Annotated in this window: 23 protein-coding genes; 13 read left to right on the forward strand and 10 right to left on the reverse strand. The window is 70.9% G+C overall.

Translation table 11 applies throughout. From position 1 onward, the window contains the following. Positions 1–32: 32 nt before the first annotated feature. The 4 genes from ACQEXA_RS40020 (at position 33) to ACQEXA_RS40035 (ending at position 3,944) form a co-directional block, all read left to right on the forward strand. On the forward strand, positions 33–977 hold the full coding sequence (locus ACQEXA_RS40020; RefSeq protein ID WP_359389212.1) for an RluA family pseudouridine synthase: 945 nt from the start codon (positions 33–35) through the stop codon (positions 975–977). Continuing rightward, the gene (locus ACQEXA_RS40025) at positions 974–1,441 is read left to right on the forward strand and encodes a GNAT family N-acetyltransferase (RefSeq protein WP_432926650.1); all 468 of its coding nucleotides are present in this window, start codon (positions 974–976) and stop codon (positions 1,439–1,441) included. Before ACQEXA_RS40020 ends, ACQEXA_RS40025 begins: the two co-directional genes overlap by 4 nt. 89 nt (positions 1,442–1,530) lie before the next feature. After that, positions 1,531–3,114, forward strand: a complete 1,584-nt coding sequence (locus tag ACQEXA_RS40030) for a Na+/H+ antiporter (RefSeq protein WP_432926648.1) — start codon at positions 1,531–1,533, stop codon at positions 3,112–3,114. A gap of 89 nt (positions 3,115–3,203) precedes the next feature. Further along, complete coding sequence (locus tag ACQEXA_RS40035; protein WP_432926646.1) at positions 3,204–3,944, forward strand: SDR family NAD(P)-dependent oxidoreductase; 741 nt, start codon at positions 3,204–3,206, stop codon at positions 3,942–3,944. Positions 3,945–3,956: 12 nt separating this feature from the next. On the opposite strand, the gene ACQEXA_RS40040 is transcribed toward ACQEXA_RS40035, so the two are convergent. Then, positions 3,957–5,066, reverse strand: a complete 1,110-nt coding sequence (locus ACQEXA_RS40040; RefSeq protein ID WP_432926644.1) for a mechanosensitive ion channel family protein — start codon at positions 5,064–5,066, stop codon at positions 3,957–3,959. 105 nt (positions 5,067–5,171) lie between these two features. Here ACQEXA_RS40040 and ACQEXA_RS40045 point away from each other — a divergent pair, with 105 nt between their 5' ends. Beyond that, positions 5,172–5,741: a dienelactone hydrolase family protein gene (locus tag ACQEXA_RS40045; RefSeq protein WP_432926642.1), complete on the forward strand. Its 570-nt coding sequence runs from the start codon at positions 5,172–5,174 to the stop codon at positions 5,739–5,741. An 18-nt stretch (positions 5,742–5,759) separates the two neighbouring features. On the opposite strand, the gene ACQEXA_RS40050 is transcribed toward ACQEXA_RS40045, so the two are convergent. The 4 genes from ACQEXA_RS40050 to ACQEXA_RS40065 all read right to left on the reverse strand — a co-directional run bounded on the left by ACQEXA_RS40050 (position 5,760) and on the right by ACQEXA_RS40065 (position 10,675). Then, on the reverse strand, positions 5,760–7,421 hold the full coding sequence (locus ACQEXA_RS40050) for an alkaline phosphatase D family protein (RefSeq protein WP_432926640.1): 1,662 nt from the start codon (positions 7,419–7,421) through the stop codon (positions 5,760–5,762). Positions 7,422–7,655: 234 nt separating this feature from the next. Then, positions 7,656–8,498 carry a thioredoxin domain-containing protein gene (locus tag ACQEXA_RS40055; RefSeq protein ID WP_432926638.1) on the reverse strand — a complete coding sequence of 281 codons (843 nt, stop codon included), beginning with the start codon at positions 8,496–8,498 and terminating at the stop codon, positions 7,656–7,658. Positions 8,499–8,572: 74 nt separating this feature from the next. Continuing rightward, complete coding sequence (locus ACQEXA_RS40060; RefSeq protein WP_433132483.1) at positions 8,573–9,259, reverse strand: hypothetical protein; 687 nt, start codon at positions 9,257–9,259, stop codon at positions 8,573–8,575. Positions 9,260–9,349: 90 nt separating this feature from the next. Then, positions 9,350–10,675: a DUF2252 domain-containing protein gene (locus tag ACQEXA_RS40065; protein ID WP_432926634.1), complete on the reverse strand. Its 1,326-nt coding sequence runs from the start codon at positions 10,673–10,675 to the stop codon at positions 9,350–9,352. A 328-nt stretch (positions 10,676–11,003) separates the two neighbouring features. Here ACQEXA_RS40065 and dnaE point away from each other — a divergent pair, with 328 nt between their 5' ends. Next, positions 11,004–14,540, forward strand: a complete 3,537-nt coding sequence (gene dnaE, locus ACQEXA_RS40070; protein ID WP_432926633.1) for a DNA polymerase III subunit alpha — start codon at positions 11,004–11,006, stop codon at positions 14,538–14,540. 112 nt (positions 14,541–14,652) lie between these two features. On the opposite strand, the gene ACQEXA_RS40075 is transcribed toward dnaE, so the two are convergent. Continuing rightward, complete coding sequence (locus ACQEXA_RS40075; protein ID WP_432926631.1) at positions 14,653–14,832, reverse strand: hypothetical protein; 180 nt, start codon at positions 14,830–14,832, stop codon at positions 14,653–14,655. A 222-nt stretch (positions 14,833–15,054) separates the two neighbouring features. Here ACQEXA_RS40075 and ACQEXA_RS40080 point away from each other — a divergent pair, with 222 nt between their 5' ends. The 4 genes from ACQEXA_RS40080 (at position 15,055) to ACQEXA_RS40095 (ending at position 18,986) form a co-directional block, all read left to right on the forward strand. After that, complete coding sequence (locus tag ACQEXA_RS40080; RefSeq protein ID WP_432926629.1) at positions 15,055–16,269, forward strand: NYN domain-containing protein; 1,215 nt, start codon at positions 15,055–15,057, stop codon at positions 16,267–16,269. A gap of 111 nt (positions 16,270–16,380) precedes the next feature. Beyond that, positions 16,381–17,355, forward strand: a complete 975-nt coding sequence (locus ACQEXA_RS40085) for an ABC transporter ATP-binding protein (protein ID WP_433134725.1) — start codon at positions 16,381–16,383, stop codon at positions 17,353–17,355. Positions 17,356–17,446: 91 nt separating this feature from the next. Beyond that, positions 17,447–18,265, forward strand: a complete 819-nt coding sequence (locus ACQEXA_RS40090; RefSeq protein ID WP_432926627.1) for an ABC transporter permease — start codon at positions 17,447–17,449, stop codon at positions 18,263–18,265. 34 nt (positions 18,266–18,299) lie between these two features. Then, positions 18,300–18,986 carry an AAA family ATPase gene (locus ACQEXA_RS40095; RefSeq protein WP_433132485.1) on the forward strand — a complete coding sequence of 229 codons (687 nt, stop codon included), beginning with the start codon at positions 18,300–18,302 and terminating at the stop codon, positions 18,984–18,986. Positions 18,987–19,253: 267 nt separating this feature from the next. Here the strand turns inward: ACQEXA_RS40095 and ybaK are convergent, their stop codons facing one another. The 4 genes from ybaK to ACQEXA_RS40115 all read right to left on the reverse strand — a co-directional run bounded on the left by ybaK (position 19,254) and on the right by ACQEXA_RS40115 (position 23,293). Next, positions 19,254–19,754 (reverse strand): Cys-tRNA(Pro) deacylase, encoded by a 501-nt coding sequence (gene ybaK / locus ACQEXA_RS40100; RefSeq protein ID WP_359389258.1) that lies wholly within the window; start codon positions 19,752–19,754, stop codon positions 19,254–19,256. Between the two features lie 25 nt (positions 19,755–19,779). Then, positions 19,780–20,520, reverse strand: a complete 741-nt coding sequence (locus tag ACQEXA_RS40105) for an LON peptidase substrate-binding domain-containing protein (protein WP_432926623.1) — start codon at positions 20,518–20,520, stop codon at positions 19,780–19,782. A gap of 11 nt (positions 20,521–20,531) precedes the next feature. Further along, positions 20,532–21,560 carry a hypothetical protein gene (locus tag ACQEXA_RS40110; RefSeq protein WP_432926621.1) on the reverse strand — a complete coding sequence of 343 codons (1,029 nt, stop codon included), beginning with the start codon at positions 21,558–21,560 and terminating at the stop codon, positions 20,532–20,534. Between the two features lie 152 nt (positions 21,561–21,712). After that, on the reverse strand, positions 21,713–23,293 hold the full coding sequence (locus ACQEXA_RS40115) for an oxidoreductase (RefSeq protein ID WP_433132487.1): 1,581 nt from the start codon (positions 23,291–23,293) through the stop codon (positions 21,713–21,715). Positions 23,294–23,724: 431 nt separating this feature from the next. On the opposite strand from ACQEXA_RS40115, the gene hisD reads away from it, so the two are divergent. The 3 genes from hisD to hisB are packed head-to-tail and all read left to right on the forward strand — an operon-like array spanning position 23,725 to position 26,755. Continuing rightward, on the forward strand, positions 23,725–25,050 hold the full coding sequence (gene hisD, locus ACQEXA_RS40120) for a histidinol dehydrogenase (protein WP_432926617.1): 1,326 nt from the start codon (positions 23,725–23,727) through the stop codon (positions 25,048–25,050). Next, positions 25,047–26,156 (forward strand): histidinol-phosphate transaminase, encoded by a 1,110-nt coding sequence (locus ACQEXA_RS40125; RefSeq protein ID WP_432926615.1) that lies wholly within the window; start codon positions 25,047–25,049, stop codon positions 26,154–26,156. The genes hisD and ACQEXA_RS40125 overlap by 4 nt, the downstream gene beginning before the upstream one ends. Then, positions 26,153–26,755: an imidazoleglycerol-phosphate dehydratase HisB gene (gene hisB / locus ACQEXA_RS40130; protein WP_432926613.1), complete on the forward strand. Its 603-nt coding sequence runs from the start codon at positions 26,153–26,155 to the stop codon at positions 26,753–26,755. Before ACQEXA_RS40125 ends, hisB begins: the two co-directional genes overlap by 4 nt. The last annotated feature ends 4 nt before the right edge of the window (positions 26,756–26,759 follow it).

The following is a 26,759-nucleotide window of genomic DNA, read 5'->3' on the forward strand; positions in this document are numbered from 1 at the left end:
GCTGTGTCTGCCCCGTCCGGCATACTCGACGGGTGAGCACGCTTCCCGAGATCCGTACCCTGCCCGTACCCGACGGCCTGGAGGGCGAGCGCGTCGACGCCGCCATCTCCCGCATGTTCGGCTTCTCCCGGACGAAGGCGGCCGAGCTGGCCGCGGCGGGCAAGGTGCACGTCGACGGGGCGGTGGTCGGCAAGTCGGAGCGGGTGAGCGGGGGTGCCTGGCTCGAGGTCGAGATGCCGCAGGCGCCCGCGCCGGTGCAAGTGGTCGCCGAGCCCGTCGAGGGCATGGACATCGTGCACGACGACGAGGACGTGGTCGTGATCATCAAGCCGATCGGCGTGGCCGCGCACCCGTCGCCCGGCTGGTCGGGGCCGACCGTGATCGGCGGTCTCGCCGCCGCCGGTTACCGCATCTCGACCTCGGGCGCCGCCGAGCGCCAGGGCATCGTGCACCGGCTCGACGTCGGCACCTCCGGTCTGATGGTCGTGGCCAAGTCGGAGCGCGCGTACACCTCGCTCAAGCGCCAGTTCAAGGAGCGCACGGTCGACAAGCGCTACCACACTCTCGTCCAGGGACACCCCGACCCCACCAGCGGCACCATCGACGCGCCCATCGGCCGCCACCCGAACCACGACTACAAGTGGGCGGTCACGGCCGACGGCAAGCCCTCGGTCACCCACTACGACCTGGTGGAGGCCTTCCGCGCGGCCTCCCTGCTCGACGTCAAGCTGGAGACCGGGCGCACCCACCAGATCAGGGTCCACATGGCCGCGCACCGTCATCCCTGCGTCGGTGACCTGACGTACGGCGCGGACCCGAAGCTCGCCAAGCGGCTCGGCCTGACCCGCCAGTGGCTGCACGCCGTGCGGCTCGGCTTCGAGCACCCGGCGGACGGACAGTGGGTGGAGTTCGAGAGCGCCTACCCCGCCGACCTGCAGAAGGCGCTGGACAAGGTACGTGAGGAGAGCTGGGCATGACCGCCGCCTACGTGATACGGGTCGCCGAGGACCCCGCCGACCGGGAAGTGTGCTTCACGGTCCGCAAGGAGGTCTTCGTCCGTGAGCAAGGCGTCCCCGAGGACATCGAGTACGACGCCTACGACCCCGGCGCCGTGCATGTGCTGGCCGTCCGGGAGGACGGTCTGCCGCTCGGCACGGGCCGGCTGCTGTACGGGGAGGCTGCCGCGGCGAAGAACGGCGGCGACCCGTCCGTGGGGGCCCTGGGACGGCTCGCGGTGACCCGTGAGGCGCGTGGGCTCGGTGTGGGCGCCGCGCTGGTGCGGGCGATCGAGGACGCGGCACGCGCGCGCGGACTGGCGGCGGTGGACCTGCACGCCCAGACCCATGCGCTCGGGTTCTACGAGCGGCTGGGGTACGAGGCCTACGGACCCGAGTTCCCCGACGCGGGGATCGCGCACCGAGCGATGCGGCGCACCCTGTAGCCGAAGGTGCCGAAAAGCCCCGTGGGGAGGGCCGCGTGGCAGGCTGGGGGTCCGCTGTGTGAACGCCGAACTCCCCCGGAGCGCCTGACGTGGATCAGTTGGCCCTGTTGCTCCTGCTGCTGCTCGGGGCCGTGGTCAGCGTCCCGGTCGGGGACCGGCTGAAACTGCCCGCCCCGGTGCTGATGACGCTGGTCGGGATCGCGCTGGCCTTGCTCGACTTCGTGCCGAACGTGAACATCCCGCCCGAGCTGATCCTGCCCGCCCTGCTGCCGCCGCTGCTCTACGCCGCCGTACGCCGCACCTCCTGGCGGCAGTTCGCCGCCAACAAGCGGCCGATCTTCCTGCTGGCGGTGGCGCTGGTCTTCATCACCACGGTGTGTGTGGCCGTCGTGGCCCACACGATCGTGCCGGGGCTGCCGGTCGCCGGCGCGGTCGTGCTCGGCGCGCTGGTCGCGCCGCCCGACCCGGTCGCGGCCACGGCCGTCGCGGGACAGCTCGGGCTGCCCCGCCGGCTGGTGTCGATCCTGGAGGGCGAGGGGCTGTTCAACGACGTGACGGCGATCGTGCTCTACCACGTGGCCATCGCCGTCGCGGTCAGCGGGACGTTCTCGCTGCCGGGCGCCGTGCTCGAACTGGCGCTCTCCGCAGTGGTCGCCCTCGCCGTCGGGCTTGCGCTCGGCTGGATCACCAACAGGCTGCTGGGCATGCTCGACGACGCCACCCTGCAGGTCGGCCTGACGCTTCTGGTGCCGTACGCCTCCTACGTCCTGGCCGAGGAACTGCACGGCTCCGGTGTGCTGGCCGTGCTCGTCACCGCGCTGTTCCTGGCCGAGTCCAAGGACCCGGACGATGTGTTGATGCGCCTGGCCGGGCACACGTTCTGGGACGTGGTGGACACGCTGGTCACCGGGGTCGCGTTCGGTCTGATCGGGCTCGAACTGCCCCTGGCGATCCGCACAGCGTCCGGGCGGTGGGGCGAGCTGCTCGGCTGGGCCGCCGCGATCGTGGCCGTCGTGGTGCTGGTACGGCTCGTGTGGCTGCTGCCCGCGACCTGGCTGACGAAGCGCCTTCACGCCATCCGGGACTACGACGAGGAGATCCCGACGTCCTGGCGGGAGACCATCGTGATGTGGTGGTCCGGGATGCGGGGAGTGGCATCGGTGGCCCTGGCCCTGGCCATTCCGTTGCGGATGGCCGACGGGTCGCCCTTCCCCGACCGGGACGAGATCGTCTTCATCGCGTTCGGGGTGATCATGGCGACGCTCGTGCTCCAGGGACTCACGCTGCCGTGGCTGGTGAAGGGGCTGGGGGTGCGGGCCGACCCGGAGAGCGAGAAGGCGTTCGAGCGCCGGCTGGCGGTCCGCGCGGCCAAGGCGGCGAAACGGAGGCTGAGGGAGATCGAGGAAGTCGAGGAGCTGCCGGAGGACCTGTCCGAGCAACTCCTGCGGCGGGCCTCCGACATCGGCGTGCGGATCAGCCCGGACCTCGCGGACGAGGAGCGGCGCGAAGCGCACCAGCAGCGTGCCAGGCGCCTCAAACGGCTCCGCCGGATCCAGCAGGAGATGCTCAGTGCGGCACGGCACGAGGTGCTCGCGGCGCGCAGCGAACCCGGGGCGGACCCGGAGGTCGTCGACCGGGTGCTGCGTCACCTCGACGTACGCAGTCTGCGCTGACCGCCACGACGGGTGCGCGGGGCCGACGCGCGTGAACGGTCCGGCCGAGCAATCGGTTCGCGGGCGCCCGGCTTTGTACGATCGGGATCATGGCGCGCAATGTGGTGATCAGCGGTGGCGGGACGGGAATCGGGCTCGCGTCGGCGCGGGCGTTCGCCGCGGACGGGGACCGGGTGCTGCTCCTCGGCCGGCGGGCGGAGGTACTGGAGAAGGCCGAAGTGCCCGGGGCATTCACCTACGCCGCCGACCTGAGCGATCCCCACGCGGTGCGCGGCGTGGCCCGGTTCGTGGCCGAGGGGCTCGGCACCGTGGACGTCCTCGTCAACAACGCGGGCGGAAACGGCGGTCTTGAGCCCGGCGCCGCCGTCGAGGAGCCGCTCGAGGCCGTCGCGCACACCTGGACCGTCAACTTCCGGCTGAACGTGCTGACCTCGGTCCTGCTCACGGAGGCGCTGCGGGACCGGCTCGCCTCACCCGGCGGCCGTGTGCTGTTCCTCAGCTCCATCGCCGCCTACCGCGGCTCCGGCAGCGGCGCGTACGCCGCGGCCAAGGCCGCGCTGCATCCGTACGCCTTCGATCTGGCCCGGGAACTGGGTCCGCGCGGGATCACGGTGAACGTGGTCGCGCCCGGGTACATCGAGGACACCGAGTTCTTCGGCGGCCCGATGGACCCGGCGCGACGCGACCAGCGCATCGCGGAGACGTCGACCGGCCGCGCCGGCACGCCGGGCGACATCGCACAGACCCTGCACTGGCTGGCCTCCCCCGGGGCCGGCCACATCACCGCTCAGGTGATCCAGGTGAACGGCGGCGCCGAGCGCGGCCACTGACGCGGCGGTACCTCAGCCCCGGCCCGTCCGCGGCGTCTCGTACGCCCTGTGGACCGGCCCGCCGGGCGGCACATGCCCGTTGCGGCTCGGCGGCTGCTCCGCTTCCGCCGTGTTGACCCGCGGCAGCGCGTACGGGTGCTGGTCGACGAGCCAGCGGATCAGCTGCTCGCGGACCGTGATCCGGGCCGTCCAGATGTCGTCCGCGTCCTTGGCGGTCACCAGCGCTCGCACCTGCATGGTGTTGGGCGTCGTGTCCGTGACCTGGAGGCCGTAGGCGCGGCCGTCCCACGCGGGGCACTCGCGCAGGATGTCGCGGAGCTTGTCGCGCATCGCCTCCACGGGCGCTGCGTGGTCGACGTGGAAGTACACGATGCCGGTCATCTGCGGGCTGCCCCGGGACCAGTTCTCGAACGGCTTGGAGGTGAAGTACGACACCGGCATGGTGATCCGGCGCTCGTCCCACGTCCGTACCGTCAGGAACGTCAGCGTGATCTCGTCGACGGTGCCCCACTCGCCGTCCACCACGACGGTGTCGCCGAGCCGCACCATGTCGCCGAACGCGATCTGCAGCCCGGCGAAGAGATTCGAGAGCGTCGACTGGGCGGCGACACCGGCGACGATGCCGAGGATGCCGGCCGAGGCCAGCAGCGAGGCTCCGGCCGCCCGCATCGCCGGGAACGTCAGCAGCATGGCGGCGGCGGCCACCACTCCGACGACCGCGGCCACCACGCGTGTGATCAGCGAGACCTGGGTGCGCACGCGCCTGACCCGGGCCGGGTCGTGATGGGCGCGGGCGTAGCGGGTGTACGAGGTCTCGACGACCGCGGCCGCGATACGGATCACCAGCCAGGCCGCGGAACCGATCAGCACCAGCGTCAGGGTCCGCCCGACGCCGACCCGGTGCGCCTCGAGGACCTCCGCCTGGTCGTAGGAACCTCTGAGCAGGGCCGCGCACAGGACGAGCTGGTAGGGGACCCGGCCGCGCCGGAGCAGCTCCCACAGGGGCGTCTCGGGGTGCCGGCCGTTCGCCTTGCGCAGCAGCAGGTCAGTGCCCCACCCGATAAGCAGTGTGAGCACGACCGTGCCGCCGACGACGATCACCGGGCGCAGTACGTTCTCCATGCCTTCGAACGTAACCAGGCCCACGGGATCCTGAACCTGTGACCTTGGCCCCGTCGTGAACGCGCTGCTGACGGCACCGTCCGTCCCGGCTGGCACCATGTCCTCATGAACATCATGCTCTTCCACTCGACGTACGGACTGCGGCCCGCCGTCCGGGCCGCCGCCGACCGGCTCCGCGCCGCGGGGCACGAGGTGTGGACTCCCGACCTGTTCGACGGCCGCACCTTCGAGTCGGTCGAGGAGGGCATGGCCTTCAAGGACGAGATCGGCAAGGAGGGGCTGCTCAAGCGGGCGGTCCTGGCCGCCGCGCCCTACGCGGGGCGAGGACTCGTGTACGCGGGGTTCTCGCTGGGCGCCGCCACCGCGCAGACCCTGGCGCTCGGCGACAGCGACGCCCGCGGACTCCTGCTGCTGCACGGCACCTCGGACATCTCGCCGACGGCCTCGGTGGACGCGCTGCCGGTCCAGTTGCACGTCGCCGAGCCGGACCCGTTCGAGACGGACGACTGGCTGAGCGCCTGGTATCTGCAGATGGGCAGGGTGGGCGCGGACGTGGAGATCTACCGGTACGCCGGCGCGGGTCACCTCTACACCGACCCGGAGCTGCCGGACTACGACGAAGAGGCGGCCGAGGCCACCTGGCGGGTGGCGCTCGGCTTCCTCGACAGTCTGTAGCGGTACGGATCCGCCGGGTTATACCGGGTCGTAGGTGCGCTCGACCGTCTGCGTGCCGGTGCGCGTGCGGTACGAACGCGTCCAGGACGAGGTGGCGTTGGCCTTGGTCCGGTCGGACAGGACGTAATAGTCCATCTGCGCCCGGTCGGCGGTGATGTCCAGCACGCCGTAGCCGTGGCGGTCGGTGTCCACCCAGTGGACGTGCCGGTTGGCCGCGCGGATGATCGGCGAGGCCAGGGCCGAGACGGTGCCCTCGGGGACCTTGACGATGTCGTCGAGGTTGTCGGAGGTGACCGAGGTGACCACGAACTCGGTGGCCGCCGAGGCCGACAGCGGGTATGTGCCGGCGTCGACCGGCACGTCGTTGGCCCATGCCATGTGGATGTCGCCGGTCAGGAACACCGTGTTCCTGATGGCGTTGGCGCGCAGGTGGGCCAGGAGTTCGCGGCGGTCGTCGGTGTAGCCGTCCCACTGGTCGGTGTTGAGGGCGATGCCCTCCTGGGGCAGGCCCAGCAGCTTCGCCAGCGGCTTGAGCAGGTCGGCGGTGAGCGAGCCGATGGCGAACGGCGAGATCATCACCGAGTTGCCGACCAGCCGCCACGTGGTGTCGGACGCCTTCAGGCCCGCCTTCAGCCAGTCGAGCTGGGCGCGCCCGGTGATCGTGCGGTCCGGGTCGTCGACCGAACCGCTCGCCGTGGACGCCTGCTGCGACCGGAAGGAGCGCAGGTCGAGCAACGAGAGGTCGGCGAGCTTGCCGAAGCGCAGCCGGCGGTAGGTGGTGCCCTCGATCGCCGGACGGACCGGCATCCACTCGAAGTAGGCCTGCTTCGCCGCCGCCTTGCGGGCCGTCCAGGTGCCCTCGGCGCCCTCGGTGTGGTTGACCGCGCCGCCCGACCAGGCGTTGTCGGCGAACTCGTGGTCGTCCCAGATCGCGATGACCGGCGCCGTGTGGTGCAGGGCCTGGAGGTCGGGGTCGGTCTTGTAACGGCCGTGCCGGGTTCGGTAGTCGGCGAGTGTGATGATCTCGTTCGCCGGGGAGTGCGGGCGGACGACCGTGCCGCGGGTCCCGTACTCGCCGCTCTTGTACTCGTAGATGTAGTCGCCCAGGTGCAGCCAGGCGTCGAGGTCGCCGCGGGCGGCCAGGTGGCGGTAGGCCGAGAAGTAGCCGGCCTCCCAGTTGGCGCAGGAGACCACACCGAAGCGGAGCCCGGGCACCGGGGCGTCGGCAGCCGGGGCCGTGCGGGTGCGGGCGACGGGGGAGTCGGTGCCGCCGGCGGAGAAGCGGAACCAGTAGGTCGTGGCGGGGGCGAGGCCACGTATGTCCGCCTTGACGGTGTGGTCGGAGGCGGCGGTCGCCGTGAGGGACCCCTTGGCGACGATGTCGGTCAGCGCCTTGTCCTTGGCGACGACCCAGCTCACTTCGGTGTCCGGCCCGATTCCGGAGCCGGGCAGCGCGTCGGAGGCGGGCGTCACCCGGGTCCACAGCAGGATGCCGTCGGGCAGCGGGTCGCCGGAGGCCACACCGTGCAGGAAGGCGGGGGCCTCGGCGGCCGCCCGGGCGGGGAGGGCGGCCGCGAGGGGAACACCGAGAACGGCGGTGGCGGCCGCGGCCTTGACGACCGTACGGCGGCGCGGGGAGAGGGAGTTGTCACTCTCCAGTGGTCTGTTTGGTTTAGTCACGGGCGCTCAGATTACTGGCCAGTAGGCGCTTGAGCGGGCGGACCGACAAAAGTTCGCCCGCTCTTCCACCGGCGTTGAATCGCATCCGGTCGTGGAAGACCGCGCCGTTCAACAGCGGCTGCCGCAGCCGTTGTTGTCGTCCTGCGCCTTCGCGCCCCGACGGACGAGGGCCGTGGTGCGGCGGGTAACGCCCGCTCGCACCACGGCCCTTGGTGTCCGTGCCCTGCCGGTCGGTCAGGCCTTGAGGGCCGCCTCGACCACCGAGGTGAAGTCGGCCACCGTCATCGGCGGGTTCTGGCTGCCCGGCGTGGTGAGTATCTTGCCGTCCATGACGAAGCTCGGGGTGCCGGTCACGCCGTCCTTGTTGGTGTCGAACGACTTCGACATCGCCATCGCCCAGGCGTCATAGGTGCCGTTCTTCACCGCGGTCTGGAACTTGGCGTTGTCCTTGAGCGCGGGGACGGTGTTCGCGACCTCGATGAGGTAGCCGTCCTTCTTGAACTTGTCGTCCGTCTCGTCGGGGTGCCACTTCTGCGAGTAGAGCGCGGTCTTGTACTCGAGGAACGCCTCGGGGCTGACGTTGAGCGCGGCGCCCATGGCGCTCAGCGCGTTCTTCGAGCCCTCGCCGCGCGAACCGATCGTGCCCTTGCCGAGGGCGTCGCCGTCGATGAACGTGCCACCGATGTACTGGATCTTGAACTTGCCGGCGTCGATGTCCTGCTTGACGGTCGAGCCGACCGTCTGCTCGAACTGGGCGCAGATCGGGCAGCGCGGGTCCTCGTAGACCTTGAGGGTCTTGGGCGCGCTGCTCTTGCCGATGACCACGGTCGTGCCGTCGGTGCCCGTGGTGTTGGCCGGTGCGACGACCTTCTCGTCCTTCATGGCCTCCCAGTGGCCGGGCTTGTTGGCCTGGACGACGGCGTAACCGATGCCACCGGCCGCGGCCAGAACGGCGACGACCGAACAGGCGACGATGACCTGCCGCCTGACCTTGGCCCGCTTGGCCTGCCGCTCGCGCTCGACACGCAGCCGCTCACGGGCCGCCGTCTTGGCGTCCTGGCTGTTTCGCTTGCTCATTGGGTGATCTCCATGGGAAACGCGCACACGCTGTGCGCGGAATGTGTAAGGGGGACTTCCGGTGCTCGGATGCTTCAGGCGAAGGCGGCCGAGCGCGGCGGACCCCGCCGTCCCAGGGAGTGCGTGAACAGCTGGGTGCGGGTGGTGGTGACGCGGTGGAGGGGGCGCGAAGCCCGGCCCGCCGGGGCGGGCCGTACCGTCACGGCGGCCACCGCGACCAGGAGCGGCCGGAAGGTGGTCGCGGCCACGGCGCGCAGCAACTGGGCCAGAGCCCGCTCGCCGCGGCGCAGCCAGACGGCGGCGAGGAGCCCCACGCTCACATGCGCGGCGAGCAGCAGCCAGGCGGTCGCCGGGTCGGAGTGGGCGAGCAAGGCCGCGACCCGGTCGGTGCCGGTGCCGGTGACCTGGGTCAGCGGGCTGCCCACGCTGCCGCCGCTGCACAGCACGTCCAGGCCGACCGAGTGCAGCGGACCGGTGACCGGGCCGCCCGCCGGGCCGTAGCAGGCACGCTGGCCGGTGGTGAACAGGGTGTCGGCGGTGAGCTCCAGGGGGACCAGCAGGGCGGCGATCTTCCCGAAGCCGCGCTCGCTGCCCGCCAGCATGTACGCGACGGCGAAGACGGCGGCGGCGGTCGCGGCCACCGCCGCCGTCGGGAGCGGGACCTCGGACAGCAGCACGTGCGACGCGGTGCTGAGCGTCACGACCACGGCCGTGAACAGCGCCGCGCGCACGGCTCTGAGCTGGGTCCCGGATATGTCCATAGCGTGGAGAGTGTCGCATGCGCTCCCGTAAGGGCCCCTTAAAGGGCCGGATGCGTTACGGGAGCGTTGTGCGGGACGGGCGGGGCCGGCTCAGAGGCCGGGGATCTGCCCGTTGCGGAACAGGTCCACGAAGATCTGGTGGTCGGCACGCGTACGCGCCCCGTACCCGTGTGCGAAGTCCACCAGCAGCTCCGGGAAGCCTGCCTCGTCGGCTGCGATCGCCGCGTCGATGGCCCGCTCCGTGGAGAAGGGCACCAGGGACTCTCCGGACTGGTCGTCCGCCGCCGCGTGCATCGTGGCCGTGGACCGGCCCAGGTCGGCGACGACGGCCGCGATCTCCTCCGGGTCGTCGATGTCGCTCCAGTCCAGGTCCACGGCGTACGGCGACACCTCGGCGACCAGCTGGCCGGAGCCGTCCAGCTCGGTCCAGCCCAGCCACGGGTCGGCGTGGGCCTGCAGGGCGCGCTGGGAGATCACCGTGCGGTGGCCCTCGTGCTGGAAGTAGTCGCGGATCGCCGGGTCGGTGATGTGCCGGGAGACGGCGGGGGTCTGGGCCTGCTTGATGTAGATCACGACGTCGTTCTCCAGGGCGTCGCTGTTGCCCTCGAGAAGGATGTTGTACGACGGCAGGCCCGCGGAGCCGATGCCGATGCCGCGGCGGCCGACGACGTCCTTGACGCGGTAGGAGTCCGGACGGGCCAGGGACGACTCCGGCAGCGTCTCCAGATAGCCGTCGAAGGCCGCGAGCACCTTGTAGCGGGTGGCCGCGTCCAGCTCGATGGAGCCACCGCCCGGCGCGAAGCGGCGCTCGAAGTCGCGGATCTCGGTCATCGAGTCCAGCAGCCCGAAGCGGGTGAGGGAGCGGGCGTCGCGCAGCGCGTCCAGGAGCGGGCCCTGAGCGGTGTCCAGGGTGAAGGGCGGCACCTCGTCCTGCTTGGCGCCGGTCGCGAGGGCGTGGATGCGCTCGCGGTAGGCCGCGGCGTAGATCTTGACCAGCTCGGTGATCTGCCCGTCGCTGAGCGCCTTCGCGTACCCGATCAGCGCCATGGAGGCGGCGAAGCGCTTCAGGTCCCAGGTGAAGGGGCCGACGTACGCCTCGTCGAAGTCGTTCACGTTGAAGATCAGGCGGCCCGTGGAGTCCATGTACGTGCCGAAGTTCTCCGCGTGCAGATCGCCGTGGATCCACACGCGTGAGGTGCGTTCGTCCAGATAGGGACCGCCGCGCTTCTCGGCGTGCACGTCGTGGTAGAAGAGGCACGCCGTGCCCCGGTAGAACGCGAAGGCGGAGGCCGCCATCTTGCGGAACTTCACGCGGAACGCGGCCGGGTCGGCGGCGAGCAGCTCGCCGAAGGCGGTGTCGAAGACGGCGAGGATCTCCTCGCCGCGTTGCTCGGCGCTGAGCTGCGGAACCGACATCGCTGGGTGCCTCCAGGTACAGGTGGTGCATGACGTGTGGGACGGAGCCGTCCGCCCCCTTCCAACGGACGACGGTACGCGCGAGTGCCCGCGACCCCCGCACGAAGACACGGGCGACAAGGCCCGTGTCCGTCGCACGAAGGTACGGGTGCAGGGCCCGTGTTCGCCGCATGAGGGCACGGCTGCGCGGCCCGTGTCCCCCGGATGAAGGTACGTGTGGAAGAGCGCCGGGTGTCAGTGCCGAGGCATAGACTTCGACGCTGTCCCCCAGACTGTCCGCAGCCTGTCGGACCCCCGTCGACGCCTGTTCGCCTTGGAGGCCGAAGCCGTGTCAAAGCCGCCGTTCACGCACCTGCACGTCCACACCCAGTACTCACTGCTGGACGGTGCCGCGCGGCTGAAGGACATGTTCAACGCGTGCAACGAGATGGGCATGACGCACATCGCCATGTCCGACCACGGCAACCTCCACGGGGCGTACGACTTCTTCCACTCCGCGAAGAAGGCCGGCGTCACCCCGATCATCGGCATCGAGGCGTACGTCGCCCCCGAGTCCCGGCGCAACAAACGCAAGATCCAGTGGGGCCAGCCGCACCAGAAGAGGGACGACGTCTCCGGTTCCGGCGGTTACACCCACAAGACGATGTGGGCGGTGAACAGGACCGGCCTGCACAACCTCTTCCGCCTGTCCTCGGACGCGTACGCCGAGGGCTGGCTGCAGAAGTGGCCCCGTATGGACAAGGAGACCATCGCCCAGTGGTCCGAGGGCATCGTCGCCTCCACGGGCTGCCCCTCGGGTGAGGTGCAGACCCGGCTGCGCCTCGGCCACTTCGACGAGGCACTGAAGGCCGCGGCCGAGTACCAGGACATCTTCGGCAAGGACAAGTACTTCCTGGAGTTGATGGACCACGGCATCGAGATCGAGCGCCGGGTCCGCGACGGTCTGCTGGAGATCGGACGCAAGCTCGGCATCCCGCCCCTGGTCACGAACGACTCGCACTACACGTACGCGCACGAGGCCGGCGCCCACGACGCCCTGCTGTGCATCCAGACCGGCAAGAACCTCTCCGACCCCGACCGCTTCAAGTTCGACGGCACCGGCTACTACCTGAAGTCCACGGACGAGATGTACGCCATCGACTCCTCGGACGCCTGGCAGGAGGGCTGCGCCAACACGCTCCTCGTCGCCGAGATGGTCGACACCACCGGCATGTTCGAGAAGCGCGACCTCATGCCCAAGTTCGACATCCCCGAGGGCTACACCGAGGTCACCTGGTTCAAGGAGGAGGTCCACCGCGGCATGGAGCGCCGCTTCCCGGGCGGCATCCCCGAGGACCGCCAGAAGCAGGCCGACTACGAGATGGACGTCATCATCTCGATGGGCTTCCCGGGCTACTTCCTCGTCGTCGCCGACTTCATCATGTGGGCCAAGAACAACGGCATCGCGGTCGGCCCCGGCCGAGGTTCCGCGGCGGGCTCGATCGTCGCCTACGCCATGGGCATCACCGACCTCGACCCGATCCCGCACGGTCTGATCTTCGAGCGGTTCCTCAACCCCGAGCGCATCTCCATGCCCGACGTCGACATCGACTTCGACGAGCGCAGGCGCGTCGAGGTGATCAGGTACGTGACGGAGAAGTACGGCGCCGACAAGGTCGCCATGATCGGCACGTACGGCACCATCAAGGCCAAGAACGCCATCAAGGACTCCGCGCGTGTGCTGGGCTACCCGTACGCGATGGGCGACCGGATCACGAAGGCCATGCCCGCCGACGTCCTCGGCAAGGGCATCCCGCTGTCCGGCATCACCGACTCCGAGCACCCCCGCTACTCGGAGGCGGGCGAGGTCCGGGGGATGTACGAGAACGAGCCGGACGTGAAGAAGGTCATCGACACCGCCAAGGGCGTTGAGGGCCTGGTGCGGCAGATGGGTGTGCACGCGGCCGGTGTGATCATGTCCAGCGAGACCATCACCGAGCATGTGCCCGTCTGGGTCAGGCACACCGACGGCGTGACCATCACCCAGTGGGACTACCCGAGTTGTGAGTCGCTCGGCCTGCTGAAGATGGACTTCCTCGGTCTGCGCAACCTGACGATCATGGACGACGCCGTCAAGATGGTGAAGTCCAACAAGGGCGCCGACATCGACCTGCTGAGTCTGCCGCTGGACGACCCCACGACCTTCGACCTGCTCCAGCGCGGCGACACACTCGGCGTCTTCCAATTCGACGGCGGCCCGATGCGCTCCCTGCTGCGGCTGATGAAGCCGGACAACTTCGAAGACATCTCCGCCGTGTCGGCCCTGTACCGCCCGGGCCCGATGGGCATGAACTCCCACACGAACTACGCGCTGCGCAAGAACGGCCAGCAGGAGATCACGCCGATCCACCCGGAGCTGGAGGAGCCGCTCAAGGAGGTCCTGGACGTCACCTACGGCCTGATCGTCTACCAGGAGCAGGTGCAGAAGGCCGCCCAGATCATCGCGGGCTACTCGCTGGGCGAGGCAGACATCCTGCGCCGTGTGATGGGCAAGAAGAAGCCCGAGGAGCTGGCGAAGAACTTCACCATCTTCCAGACGGGCGCCCGCAAGAACGGCTACAGCGACGAGGCGATCCAGGCCCTGTGGGACGTGCTGGTCCCCTTCGCCGGCTACGCCTTCAACAAGGCCCACTCCGCGGCGTACGGCCTGGTGTCGTACTGGACCGCCTTCCTGAAGGCGAACCACCCCGCCGAGTACATGGCCGGGCTGCTCACCTCGGTCAAGGACGACAAGGACAAGTCGGCCGTCTACCTGAACGAGTGCCGGCGCATGGGCATCAGGGTGCTCCCGCCGAACGTCAACGAGTCCGAGTCGAACTTCGCCGCCCAGGGTGACGAAGTGATCCTCTTCGGCCTCTCCGCCGTGCGCAACGTCGGTACGAACGTCGTCGAGTCGGTCATCAAGACCCGCAAGACCAAGGGGAAGTACGCGTCGTTCCCGGACTACCTCGACAAGGTAGAGGCGGTGGTCTGCAACAAGCGCACCACGGAATCGCTGATCAAGGCCGGCGCCTTCGACACGATGGGGCACACCCGCAAGGGCCTCACCGCGCAGTACGAGCCGATGATCGACAACGTGGTCGCGGTCAAGCGCAAGGAGGCGGAGGGCCAGTTCGACCTCTTCGGCGGCATGGAGGAGGAGAGCAGCGAGCCCGGCTTCGGCCTCGACGTCACCTTCACCGACGACGAGTGGGACAAGACCTATCTGCTCGCCCAGGAACGGGAGATGCTCGGCCTGTACGTCTCCGACCACCCGCTCTTCGGCCTGGAGCACGTGCTGTCCGACAAGGCCGACGCGGGCATCGCCCAGCTCACCGGGGGCGAGCACGCGGACGGCGCGGTGGTCACCATCGGCGGCATCATCTCCGGCCTCCAGCGCAAGATGACCAAGCAGGGCAACGCCTGGGCGATCGCCACGGTCGAGGACCTCGCGGGCTCCATCGAGTGCATGTTCTTCCCGGCGACCTACCAGCTCGTGTCGACCCAACTCGTCGAGGACGCCGTGGTGTTCGTCAAGGGCCGCCTGGACAAGCGCGAGGACGTGCCGCGGCTGGTCGCGATGGAGCTGATGATCCCGGACCTGTCGAACGCGGGCACCAACGCGCCCGTGGTGCTCACCATCCCGGCGGTGAAGGTCACCCCGCCGATGGTGAGCCGCCTCGGCGAGATCCTCAGCCAGCACAAGGGCGACAGCGAGGTGCGGATCAAACTCCAGGGACCGCGCAAGACGACCGTCCTCAGGCTGGACCGCCACCGGGTCAAGGCGGACCCGGCGCTCTACGGCGATCTGAAGGTCCTGCTCGGACCCGCCTGCCTGGCGGGCTGATCGCCCGGACCGCCCACAGACGCGAGGGGCGCACCCCATTGATGGGTGCGCCCCTCTGTGCGTATCGGGGCTTCAGCAGCCCCACCGGGCTTCAAGGGCCCTGGCACCGGCTTCAGTTGTGGCCGAAGCTCTTCTGCTTCTTACGGGCGACATCCGCGGGACTGCCCTGGGCCTGCGGCGCCGAGGACTGATGTGTCTCCGCTGCGGGCCTGTGCGCCTGCTCCTGTGTCTCCTTGGCCTGTGAGGAGCGGTTCTGCGGGCCGGCCTGCTTGCGGTTCTTGTTCTTGGCCATGGTGATGCCTCCTGTGGGGGATCTAGGGGCCAGGGCCGGGACCAGATTCACATAGGCTGATAAAGAACGCATTTCGTGCAATTACCGTGTGTGACAAAGGTAGTGAGAAGGAAAGGCCCTGTTCCGCCACGCCGAAGATCGAGTTCGGGCCGTTAACCTCGGCGCCGTCGGGCAGACTCGAAAGAAGCCCGAAGCAAACCTCCCGGAAAGAGGGTGGAACGCGTGGACCGCTGCATCGTCCTGGTGGACGCCGGGTATCTGCTGGGGGCTGCCGCCAGCCTGCTCGCCGGGGAGCCCTCCAGGTCCCGGATCACTGTCGACCACGCGGCCCTCATCCAGGGGTTGCGCGAACGCGCCGAGGCGGACACGCAACGACCGCTGCTGCGTATCTACTGGTTCGACGGCGCCCCCGACCGCGTACCGCAGCCCGAGCACCGCAGGCTGCGGGTGATGCCGCGAGTGACCGTGCGTCTCGGGGCGCTGACCCGCAGTGACGGGCGGTGGGCGCAGAAGGGCGTCGACGCCGCGATGCACGCCGAGCTGACCGAGCTGGCGCGCAACCGCGCCTGCTCCGATGTCGTGCTCGTCACCGGCGACGGGGACCTGTTGCCGGGCATGATGGCCGCGAAGGAGCACGGGGTCGCCGTGCACCTGTGGGCCGTGCAGGCGGCCGACGGCGACTACAACCAGTCCGAGGACCTGGTCGCCGAGGCCGACGAACGGCGCGTGCTCGACCGGGCATGGATCACCCAGGCCGTACGGGCCAAGGAACTGGGCGGGATCTGCGCGCCCCCGCCCGCGCCGCGGCCGGAGATCGCCGCGATCCTGTCGGCGCCGCTGCCCGAGTCGGCGCTCCCCGCCGCCACGGAGGGGCCGTCCGTCGAGCCGCAGCACGCCGTCGCGGCCGGCTCGCCGAACGGGACCCAGGAGCGCACACAGGCCCCCAGAGGCGTCCCCACGCCGAAGGACCTCGCGGCACTGCGGGCACCCGGACCCCAGGCGGTGCACCAGCCCGCAGGGGCCACCCTGCGGTGGTCCTCCGACAAGGGCTGGGTGGACCGGCCCGTCGCGGCCGAGTCGCCGGACGCCGCCTCGCTGCCGACGCTGGCTCAACTGACCACCGCGGAGCAGCGCTGGGCCGACCGCGAGGAGGACATCACCACAGTCGGCGGCGATCCCTACGAGGTGGGACAGGTGTTCGCGCGGCGCTGGATCGGGCGGCTCGCCGACCAGTCGCATCTGCAGAAGCTGTCGGACATGTATCCGCGCGTGCCGCACCGCATCGATGGGGAACTGCTCCGGTACGCGGCACGGTTCGGCCTGCTCGCGCACAAGGACGACCAGATCGACGAGCACGACCGCTACGCCATCCGGGCGGGGTTCTGGCGGGAGATCGACCAGCGCACGGCGACGGAACACGCCTCCGCGGGGGAGTGACCCACCGGGCCGGTGTCCGGGCCCCGGGAACCGTGCGGTGCGCCGCACCCCGTACCCTCGTCCCTTGTGAGTACGCGCACCGCACAGGCACAACCGCAGGGTCGCGATGTCGTGTGCGCCGTGCGCGGGCTGACCAAGACCTACCCGGCGGTACGGGGCCGGCGCGGCACGCCGGGAACCCCCGAGGTGCGGGCCACCGACGACGTGCGGATGGACATCCGGCGCGGGGAGATCTTCGGGCTGCTCGGGCCGAACGGCGCTGGCAAATCCACCCTTGTACGGCAGCTGACGGGACTGATGCGCCCCGACCGCGGCAGCGTCGAGATCCTCGGGCACGACATCGTGCGCCATCCGGAGCGGGCCGCGCGCATCCTCGCCTATCTGGGGCAGGAGTCCAGCGCCCTGGACGAGCTGACCGTATCGCTCGCCGCCGAGACGACCGGAAGGCTGCGCGGTCTCGGTCTCGGGCAGGCCCGTGCGGAGCGGGACGCCGTCCTCGAGGAACTCGGGCTCACGGCGGTCGCCTCCCGCCCGCTCAAGAAGCTCTCCGGCGGTCAGCGCCGGCTCGCCTGCTTCGCCGCCGCGCTCGTGGGCGAACGGCCCCTGCTGGTGCTCGACGAGCCGACCACCGGGATGGACCCCGTCGCCCGCCGGGCCGTGTGGGCTGCCGTGGACCGGCGGCGGGCCGAGCGTGGGACGACCGTGGTGCTGGTCACCCACAACGTGATCGAGGCGGAGACCGTGCTCGACCGGGTCGCCGTGCTCGACCGGGGCCGTGTCATCGCCTGCGACACCCCGGCGGGGCTTAAGGAGCGGGTGGCGGGCGAGGTGCGGGTCGAACTGGTGTGGCGCGAGCAGGCGCCGCTGGAGGTGCCCGAGGTGGCCGCGCTGCGTGCCCACGCCGTCGAGTCAGGCCGCCGATGGTCGCTGCGGATGGCCCCCGAGGAGGCACGCGCCGCCGTCGCCACCGTCACCGGCGGTGCCGCCTTCACCGCTCTCGACGACTTCACACTGGCCACGCCGAGCCTTGAGGACGTCTACCTCGCACTCGGCGGCGGCAGCACCCAGGGGCTGGTGAAGGCATGAGCGCGCGGGGCACCGTGGCCGTACGCAGCGGTAAGGGCGCCGTGTCCGTCGGGGGCGGGGCGGCGGCAGGAACGAAGAGGAGCAGCGCGACGTGAGTGTCGTACCCGCACAGGTTCTGCCCGGCGCAGCGGCGGTGGACGGCGGCTTCCAGGACACGGCCGCCCTCGGCCCCCGGGCGCGGCTGTGGCCTTCGCTCGCCGCCGTGTACCGGGCGCAGCTGTCCCGGGCCCGGGTCGCGCGGATCCCGCTGCTCTTCGTGGCGACGTTCCAGTCGGTCGGCATCATGATCATGATGCGGGGAGTGGTGAACGGCGGGGCCGACGCACGCTCCGTGGTCGCCGGGTCGTCCGTGCTGGTGGTCGCGTACGTCGGACTGAACCTGCTGGCGCAGTACTTCGGCCAGCTGCGCGGCAGCGGTGGGCTCGACCACTACGCCACCCTGCCGGTGCCGGCGGCCGCGGTGGTGCTGGGAGCGGCGGGGGCGTACGCGTCCTTCACCGTGCCGGGAACCGTGGTGACGGCCGTGTTCGGGAGTGCGCTGTTCGGGCTGCCGCTCGCCCATCTGTGGGTGCTGGTCGCGGTGATCCCCCTTGCCGGGGCCGCGCTGTCCGGGCTCGGCGCCGCGCTCGGCCTGCTCGCACCGCGGCCCGAGCTCGCCACGCTGCTGGGCCAGTTGGGTATGTCGGCAGCGCTGCTCCTCGGGGTGCTGCCGGCGCACCGGATGCCGGAGGCCGTGCGGTTCGCGCGGGATCTGCTGCCGTCCACGTACGGTGTGGAGGCGCTCGCGCGGACCTTCGCGAACCATCCTGACTGGGCGTCCGTACTCGGAGACCTCGGCGTGTGCGCGGCTGTCGGTGTGGCCTCGCTGGCCCTGGCGACCTGGGCCTACCGCCGGGCGGCCGTCCGATGACGCCTCTGACAGACTCGACTGGCAGGATGTGAAGGTGACCGCTCCGTTGACTCCGCCTCCGCCGCCGCATGAACAGTCCCCGCATTCTTCGCCCCATGCCTGGCAAGCCATGTCCGTCCCGCCGGGAGCCGGACCCGCCCCGCACGGTGCCACCTCCCTGTACGGGACGGAGGGCCCCGGTATGAAGACCGAGGTGCGGGACGCAGCCGTGATCACGGTGGGCGTCGCGCTCGCCGGGGTGCTGCTCGGGGTGCTGTGGGCGTGGCTGGCGCCCCGTGTGCCGCTGGTCGGGGACCTGGTCGACAAGAACTGGGTCGTCTATCTGAAGGACACCGAGGGGGAGCAGGCCATCGGGGTGGACGGGGCGTTCACCCTGCTCGCCATCGGCTTCGGTGTCGTCAGCGCCCTGATCGTCTTCCTGGTGCGCAGGCGCGGCGGGGTGCCGCTGGTCGTGGCGCTGGCCGTGGGCGGGCTGCTCGGATCGCTGATCGCCTGGCGCATCGGGGTCTGGCTGGGACCCTCGCAGAACGTGATCGCGCACGCCAAGGCGGTGGGCACGGGCGTGACGTTCTCCGCGCCGCTGAAGCTGGGCGCGAAGGGTGCGTTGCTGGCGTGGTCGGTGGCCACGCTGGTGGTCCACCTCGGGCTCACGGCCCTGTTCGGCCCGCGCGACCCTGACCCCTACGGGGCACCGTACGGGTCAGCCGTGCCGCCCGCGTAAGGGGTACACGGCTCACAGGGTCCACGGCGCGGGTGGACGCCCGTGGGATCCAGGCCGCTGCCGCCTCCGTCCCCTCCCGGGACTCCGCCGAGCGCCGAAGCAGCCGAGGGCGGCTGCCCGGCGCCGGATTCAGGGCGTGTTCACGCCGGACGGTGGCCGTGGTTCGCGTGGCCCTTCTTCATGCGCCATTTGCGCTTGCGCGTCCTCTTCGACATATTGCCGTACTAGCCGAGAACGGCCCGTACGTCGAGCGGTCACGTCGGACGGTCACGCGCGTGCGATCGGCGCCAGGGTCGCCTCCGTGACGTTCGCCAGGTCACCCGGGGCCAGTTCCACCTCGAGGCCGCGGCGGCCCGCCGAGACACAGATCGTGGTGTGCGCCGACGCCGACTCGTCGAGCACGGTGCGGAGCTTCTTGCGCTGACCAACCGGAGAGATGCCGCCGCGCACATACCCCGTCGTACGCTCCGCCAGCGCCGGGTCGGCCATCACGGCCCGCTTGCCGCCCACCGCGGTCGCCAGTGCTTTCAGGTCCAGCGAGCCCGCCACCGGGACCACCCCGACCACCAGCGCGCCGTCCACGTCCGCCACCAGCGTCTTGAAGACCCGGTCGGGGGACACGCCCATCGCCTCGGCGGCTTCCTCGCCGTAGGAGGGATGGGACGGGTCGTGCTCGTAGGAGTGGACGGTGAATTCCATCCCAGCGGCCGTCAGCGCCACCGTCGCGGGCGTCCCGCCCGGCTGCTGCTTCTTCGTCTTCTTAGCCATCCCGGCCGTTCCTCGAGGGTGCGCGTCAGTTCAGACTCGTCGGACCGCGCGTCAGCTCCGACGCCGGCAACGACGGCAGACTACGGATGATCGCCGTCTCCGAGCGAAGCAGTTTCAGCTCGTCACGGAGCCGGGAGGCGGTGTCCGGGGCCTGGAGAAGCCGCTGCTTCGTCGGCGTGTCCAGCATCACCGCCGCCGCGACCAGATAGGACACCACCGCCGGTTCGTCCGGCAGGTCCGCGCCCGTCGACAGCGACCTCTCGCGGGCGCCCGCCAGCCGCTTCTGGTACTGCCGGAACGCCCGCAGCACGCCCTCGGCGAGCGCGCCCGCCTCGTCGCCCGGCTCCTCCGCCAGCTCCTCCAGCTCCGCCGTCAGATAGGGGCCCGACGCGTCCACCGAGAGCAGACGGACGCGCGTGGTGCCCGTGGCGAGCGCCTCGAAGGTGCCGTCGGCCCGCTCCCGGATCGTGGCCGCGTCGGCGATGCAGCCGACCCCGTGGAACGCCTTGGCCAGATCGGGGCCGAAGCCCGCGGCGGGTCCGCGCGCGGGCAGCGCCGTCGGATCCGGCATGCCCGGGGCGCTGGGCGCCACCTCGTGGCCGTCGCGGATCGCGACGACGGCGAAGCGGCGCGGTTCGTCCTCGGGGGTCTTCAGGAGCTCGCGCATCATGGCGCGATAACGCTCCTCGAAGATGTTCAGCGGGAGCACGAGCCCCGGGAACAGCACCGAGTTCAGCGGAAAGAGCGGGAGCCGGACGGTGGTCACGACGGGAAAGCCTAATGGTCGCGAGCGGGCGCGCGTCCGGCATGCTCACTCCGCGGAAGGAGCCGGCGCACCGAATCCGCGGATCGTGCCGCCGCCACCTCCCGGAGCACGCCCTGCCGCAGGTCCAGGAACACACCCAGGGGATCGTCACCGACGCGGTCCCACGGGAACGACGTGGCGTACGGGCCGGTCATGCGCAGCTGCGTCAGCGCGTCCTCCCAGCGACTCAGCCCGACCAGCACGAAGGTGAGGAGGTTGCGTGCCTCGGCGAGCCCCGGGTCGCCCGCCGCATACCCCACGGACAGTGCGGCCGCCCGGTCCGCCGCCGCGTCCAGCCGGCCGCGGTCCACGACCGCCCCGCCGTCGTCCCGCAGATAGGCGTAGGCCGCACGCAGCGGCAGCGCCTGCACCAGGGAGCTGGGCAGAGCGTCCTGGGCGGCGGTCTCGGCGAAGTCGAAGCACTCGCTGTGCGACCCGTGCCAGGACGAGGAGAGATGGCGCAGGGCCGCCACATGACAGCCGTAGTGGTGCGGGGAGCGGCTCACCGCCTCGCCCCAGAGCCGCTCGAACTCACGGTGCCCCGCGCCGGTGCCGTGGGCGTGGTCCAGCGCCACCCGCCACGGCACCGGGTCGCGCGGATCGCCCTCGGTGGCCGCCTTGACCAACGGGGCTACCTTGCGCAGGAGTTCGGCGCGAGCAGGCGACTCCCAGGCGCCGGCCAGGGCCAGTTCCGCCTTCACCAGCAGCGCGTCCGGATCGTCCGGTGCCAGGGCGCACCAGTCCGCGAACCACTCGCCGCGCGAGCGAGCGAAGGCCGCCAGCCGCACCACGTACCGGTCGCGGTCCTCCCACTCGGCGGCCTCCCGCGTGGTCGCGAGCAGTGTGGCCGCCGGGCCGTGATCGCCGCGGCCCGCCGCGACCAGCACCGGTGCGAGGCGCCCGTCGGGCGCGTCGAGCAGGACCTCGTCGTCCGCGGGCAGCCCGGCGGCGAGGTGGGGGGAAGTCCGGCCCGGACGGGTGAACGCGCGCAGCATTGCCATGGTGTCGACCATTGAAAAGCCGCAGGTCGGGGATGCGCCAGAGCTGTCGCGGAATCCCTGGTTGGTTGTACGCCCGGCAGTCAAGAATAGGTAAAATGCAACTGTTTCATGGGTGTTGGGCCCCTATGCGCAGACCGCCCGGCCGGAGGCCGTCAGCCCCGCCGCAGCAGCCTCGTCGCCCCCGCCGCGACCGTCGTCGCCAGGATCCAGCCCAGCAGGATCACCACCGCGGACAGCCACTGCCAGCTGCCGCTGAGCTGCCACTGGCCCACCTGGCCGAGGTCGATGACCGGCAGCAGCAGATCGAGGGCGAAGAGGGAGGGGTTCCACGCCGGGTGGCCGTCCTTGTTCACCGGCGGATGGCTCGCATGCGAGAACGCGAGTGAGGCCGCCGCCCACAGCACCGCCATCCACACCGCCGCGCGGCCCGGCCGGTAGCCGTAGGCCACCGTCCAGTCCTGCGCGTACCCCCACAGTTTGGCCGCGAGAGGCAGGGTCTCACGGCGGCGGCGCTGCTTGGCGAGCAGCACCTCCCGCGCGTCCTCGTCCTCCCCGGAGTTGCGCAGCACGGTCGCGAGCCGCTCGTACGGCTCCGGGTGGTACTCGGCGGTCGCCGCCGCCACCCACTCCAGGCGCCGGGCGAGCGGGAAGGCGTCCTGAGGGACGAGGTTCTCGTAGGTGAAGCCGCCCATGTGCAGGTTGCCGAGGGCCGGCCAGCTCGTCCACCGGTCGACGAGGGTCACGATCCTCGCTCCGGAGAGGACCACCTTCCCCCGCTCGGGCCGCTCGCCCAGGAAGCGCAGCTCGGGCGCCTGCACCCGGCGCAGGGACAGCTCCTGGTCGTCGTCGAGCACGAACCGGGCCTGGTCCAGGTCGAGCGCGTCACCGAACCGCCCGTCGTCCAGCCGGACCCCGCCCCGGCACTCGAAGCGCTGCACCCGCGTTCCGCGCGCGGGTGTGGTGCCGCTGGTCAGCAGCGGATTGCCGATGCCCGCGGGGGTGAGATACAGCGTCCGCTCGACCGTCAGCTGGGGGGCGTTCAGCGCCAGCCGGGTGTACGGGTTGTTCAGCCGGGCCCCGCGCAGGCTCAGCGAGACGCCGACGGTGGCGCTGCGCAGGCTCAGCTCGCCGTGCGTCTCCAGCATCTCGGCCTGCAGGTCCTGTCCGACGGTCAGCCCGTCCGCGATGATCGAGCGGCCGCGCCGGTCCTGGTGGACGACGGCCTGGTTGAGCAGCAGATCGGTGCCGATGTGCGCGTCGGTGAGCCGTACCCCGTTGTGGAAGCGGCAGCGGGGCAGGTGCAGATCGCCCTCGGTCTGCAGCCGCGCCGCCTCCAGCCGCGGGACCGAGCAGTCCGCCAGCCGTACGGTCGTGAAGCGGGCCTCCGGCAGCAGGACCTCCTTCTCGAACCGGCAGCCACTGAATTCCACGTAGGGCACGATCGTGCCGCCGGCCAGATCCAGCGTGTCCGTGATCTGCACTCCGGTCAGCTTGAGGGAGGCGACCCGGCCCGCCAGCGCGGGCGGCCCGTCCAGGAGCAGCCATGCCACGATCCGCGCCCGGACACTGCGCTCGGGTCCCCAGGGGTGCTCGCCGTGCGGATCGTCCACGGCGGCGTCCCCACTGCGCAGGTCGTAGACGCTGCCGTCGCGGAAGGCCTGCCACATCCCGGCCTCGGCGGCGGTCAGATCCTCCGGCGGCTCGCCGGTGCGGATGCCGGCACCCTCGGTCACAGCACTTCCCTCCCTCCCCGGCTACTCGCGGGTTTCGTACCGACCGTTGATGCCCGCTGTGTGACGGACCGAACGCTATTGGTGAAGATGATCTTCCGGGTTCGGTACCGGCCACCCTGATCCGGCCACCCGGGCGCCGCCTCCGGTATCGGATCCGGCCGCCCGCGAGACCCGGGAACCGCGAGCCGGGCAGCGCCCCCTGGCCGCCGCGGCCGGGCCGGGGACCGGGCGGCACGGGTGGGTGGCCGCAGCGACGGCGGCGGGTCCGACACGCGCGACTGCGGGTCCCGGGTGGTGCCCGTTTCGCCGCTCCCGGCCCTCCCCACCACCCGCGCTCCGGCCGCCACGGAAGCGGCCCGCGCGCCCACGCTATGTATCAGCCATTGATACGGCCGTCCAGCGGAGCAAGGCCGTCTGAGAGAATTGGCCCTGTGATCTCCCGAATCGATCTGCGCGGCGACGCCCTCCCCGAGGGTCCCGCCCTGCGTGACCTGCTGCCCCGAGCCGACTTCGACGTTCAGGCCGCCCTGGAGAAGGTGCGTCCGATCTGCGAAGCCGTGCATCATCGGGGCGACGCGGCGCTGATCGACTTCGCCGAGAAGTTCGACGGGGTGCGCCTTGAGTCCGTACGGGTCCCGGCCGAGGCGCTCACCAAGGCGCTCGACCAGCTCGACCCGGATGTGCGCGCGGCCCTGGAGGAGTCCATCCGCCGTGCCCGCCTGGTCCACCGCGAGCAGCGTCGCAGCGCACACACCACCCATGTCGTACCCGGCGGCTCGGTCACCGAGAAGTGGGTGCCGGTGCAGCGCGTAGGCCTCTACGCGCCCGGCGGACGCTCGGTGTACCCGTCGTCCGTGGTGATGAACGTGGTGCCCGCGCAGGAGGCCGGCGTCGAGTCGATCGCCCTCGCCTCCCCGGCGCAGGCCGAGTTCGGCGGACTGCCGCACCCCACGATCCTCGCCGCCTGCGCCCTGCTCGGCGTCGACGAGGTGTACGCGGCGGGCGGCGCGACCGCGGTCGCGATGTTCGCGTACGGCACCGAGTCCTGCCCGCCCGCCGACATGGTCACCGGCCCCGGCAACATCTGGGTGGCCGCGGCCAAGCGCTACTTCACCGGCAGGATCGGCATCGACACCGAGGCCGGACCCACCGAGATCGCGGTCCTCGCGGACGAGACGGCCGACCCGGTGCACGTGGCCTCGGACCTGATCAGCCAGGCCGAGCACGACCCGCTCGCCGCCGCTGTCCTCGTCACCGACTCCGCCGAGCTCGCCGACGCGGTGGAGAAGGAACTGGCGCCGCAGGTCGAGGCCACCAAGCACGTCGAGGACCGGATCCGTCCGGCGCTCGCCGGGAAGCAGTCCGCGATCGTGCTCGTGGACGGAGTCGACGAGGGCCTGCGGGTGGTCGACGCCTACGGTGCCGAGCACCTGGAGATCCAGACGGCGGACGCCGCCCGGGTCGCCGAGCGGGTACGGAACGCGGGCGCGATCTTCGTCGGCCCCTGGGCGCCGGTCTCGCTGGGCGACTACGCGGCCGGCTCCAACCATGTGCTCCCGACCGGCGGCTGCGCCTGCCACTCCTCGGGACTGTCCGTCCAGTCGTTCCTGCGCGGCATCCACATCGTCGACTACACGAAGGACGCGCTGGCCGATGTGGCGCACCACGTGGTGACGCTGGCGGAGGCGGAGGACCTGCCTGCGCACGGCGCGGCGATCAAGGCCAGGTTCGGCTGGAAGGTGCCTGAGAGCAAGTGAGCTTCGGAATCGACGATCTCCCCGTACGGGACGAACTGCGCGGCAAGTCCCCTTACGGAGCGCCCCAGTTGGACGTCCCCGTACGGCTGAACACGAACGAGAACCCGTACCCGCTGCCCGAGCCGCTGGTCGAACGGATCACCGAGCGTGTGCGCGAGGCCGCCCGCGATCTCAACCGCTACCCGGACCGGGACGCGGTCGAACTGCGCACCAGGCTCGCCGAGTACCTGACGAAGACCGGCGGGCACGAGGTCGGCCTCGAGAACGTCTGGGCGGCCAACGGCTCCAACGAGGTCATCCAGCAACTGCTGCAGACCTTCGGCGGACCGGGCCGCACGGCGATCGGCTTCGAGCCGTCGTACTCGATGCACGCGCTGATCGCCCGCGGCACGGGCACCGGCTGGATCTCCGGCCCGCGGGGCGAGGACTTCACGATCGACGTCGCGGCCGCCGAGCAGTCCATCGCCGAGAACCGGCCGGACGTCGTCTTCATCACGACCCCCAACAACCCCACCGGCAATGCGGTTCCCGCCGCGACGGTCCTCGCCCTGTACGAGGCCGCCCAGGCGGCCAAGCCGTCCATGGTCGTCGTGGACGAGGCGTACATCGAGTTCAGCCACGGCGCATCGCTGCTGCCGCTGCTCGAAGGTCGGCCGAATCTCGTCGTGTCGCGGACCATGTCGAAGGCGTTCGGGGCCGCCGGCCTCCGCCTCGGCTACCTGGCCGCGCACCCCGCGGTCGTGGACGCCGTCCAGCTCGTACGGCTGCCGTACCACCTGTCCGCGGTCACCCAGGCGACCGCTTTGGCCGCGCTGGAGCACACCGACACGCTGCTGAAGTACGTGGAGCAGCTGAAGTCCGAGCGGGACCGGCTGGTCGCCGAACTGCGCGCGATCGGCTACGAGGTCACCGAGTCCGACGCGAACTTCGTGCAGTTCGGACGGTTCGCCGACGCCCACGAGGCCTGGCGGAGGATCCTCGACCGGGGCGTCCTGGTCCGGGACAACGGCGTACCGGGGTGGCTGCGGGTGTCCGCCGGAACCCCGCAGGAGAACGACGCGTTCCTCGACGCGGTACGTGAACTGAAGAAGGAGCAGAGCGCATGACTCGCGAGGGGCGCCTCGGAAGAATCGAGCGCATCACCAAGGAGACCTCGGTCCTGGTCGAGATCGACCTCGACGGCACCGGGAAGACCGACATCGCGACGGGTGTCGGTTTCTACGACCACATGCTGGACCAGCTCGGCCGGCACGGTCTGTTCGACCTGACCGTCAAGACCGACGGCGATCTGCACATCGACACGCACCACACGATCGAGGACACCGCCCTCGCGCTCGGCGCCGCCTTCAAGCAGGCGCTCGGCGACAAGGTGGGGATCTACCGCTTCGGTAACTGCACGGTCCCGCTGGACGAGTCGCTCGCCCAGGTCACGGTCGACCTGTCCGGCCGCCCCTACCTCGTGCACACCGAGCCCGAGAACATGGCCCCGATGATCGGTGAGTACGACACCACCATGACCCGGCACATCCTGGAGTCCTTCGTGGCCCAGGCGCAGATAGCGCTGCACGTGCACGTGCCGTACGGACGGAACGCGCACCACATCGTGGAGTGCCAGTTCAAGGCCCTGGCGCGGGCGCTGCGCTACGCGAGCGAGCGCGACCCCCGCGCCGCCGGCATCCTCCCCTCCACGAAGGGCGCGCTGTAAATCC

Origin of the sequence: Streptomyces sp. CA-106110, from assembly GCF_050936285.1 — a bacterium.
Taxonomy (GTDB): Bacteria; Actinomycetota; Actinomycetes; order Streptomycetales; family Streptomycetaceae; genus Streptomyces.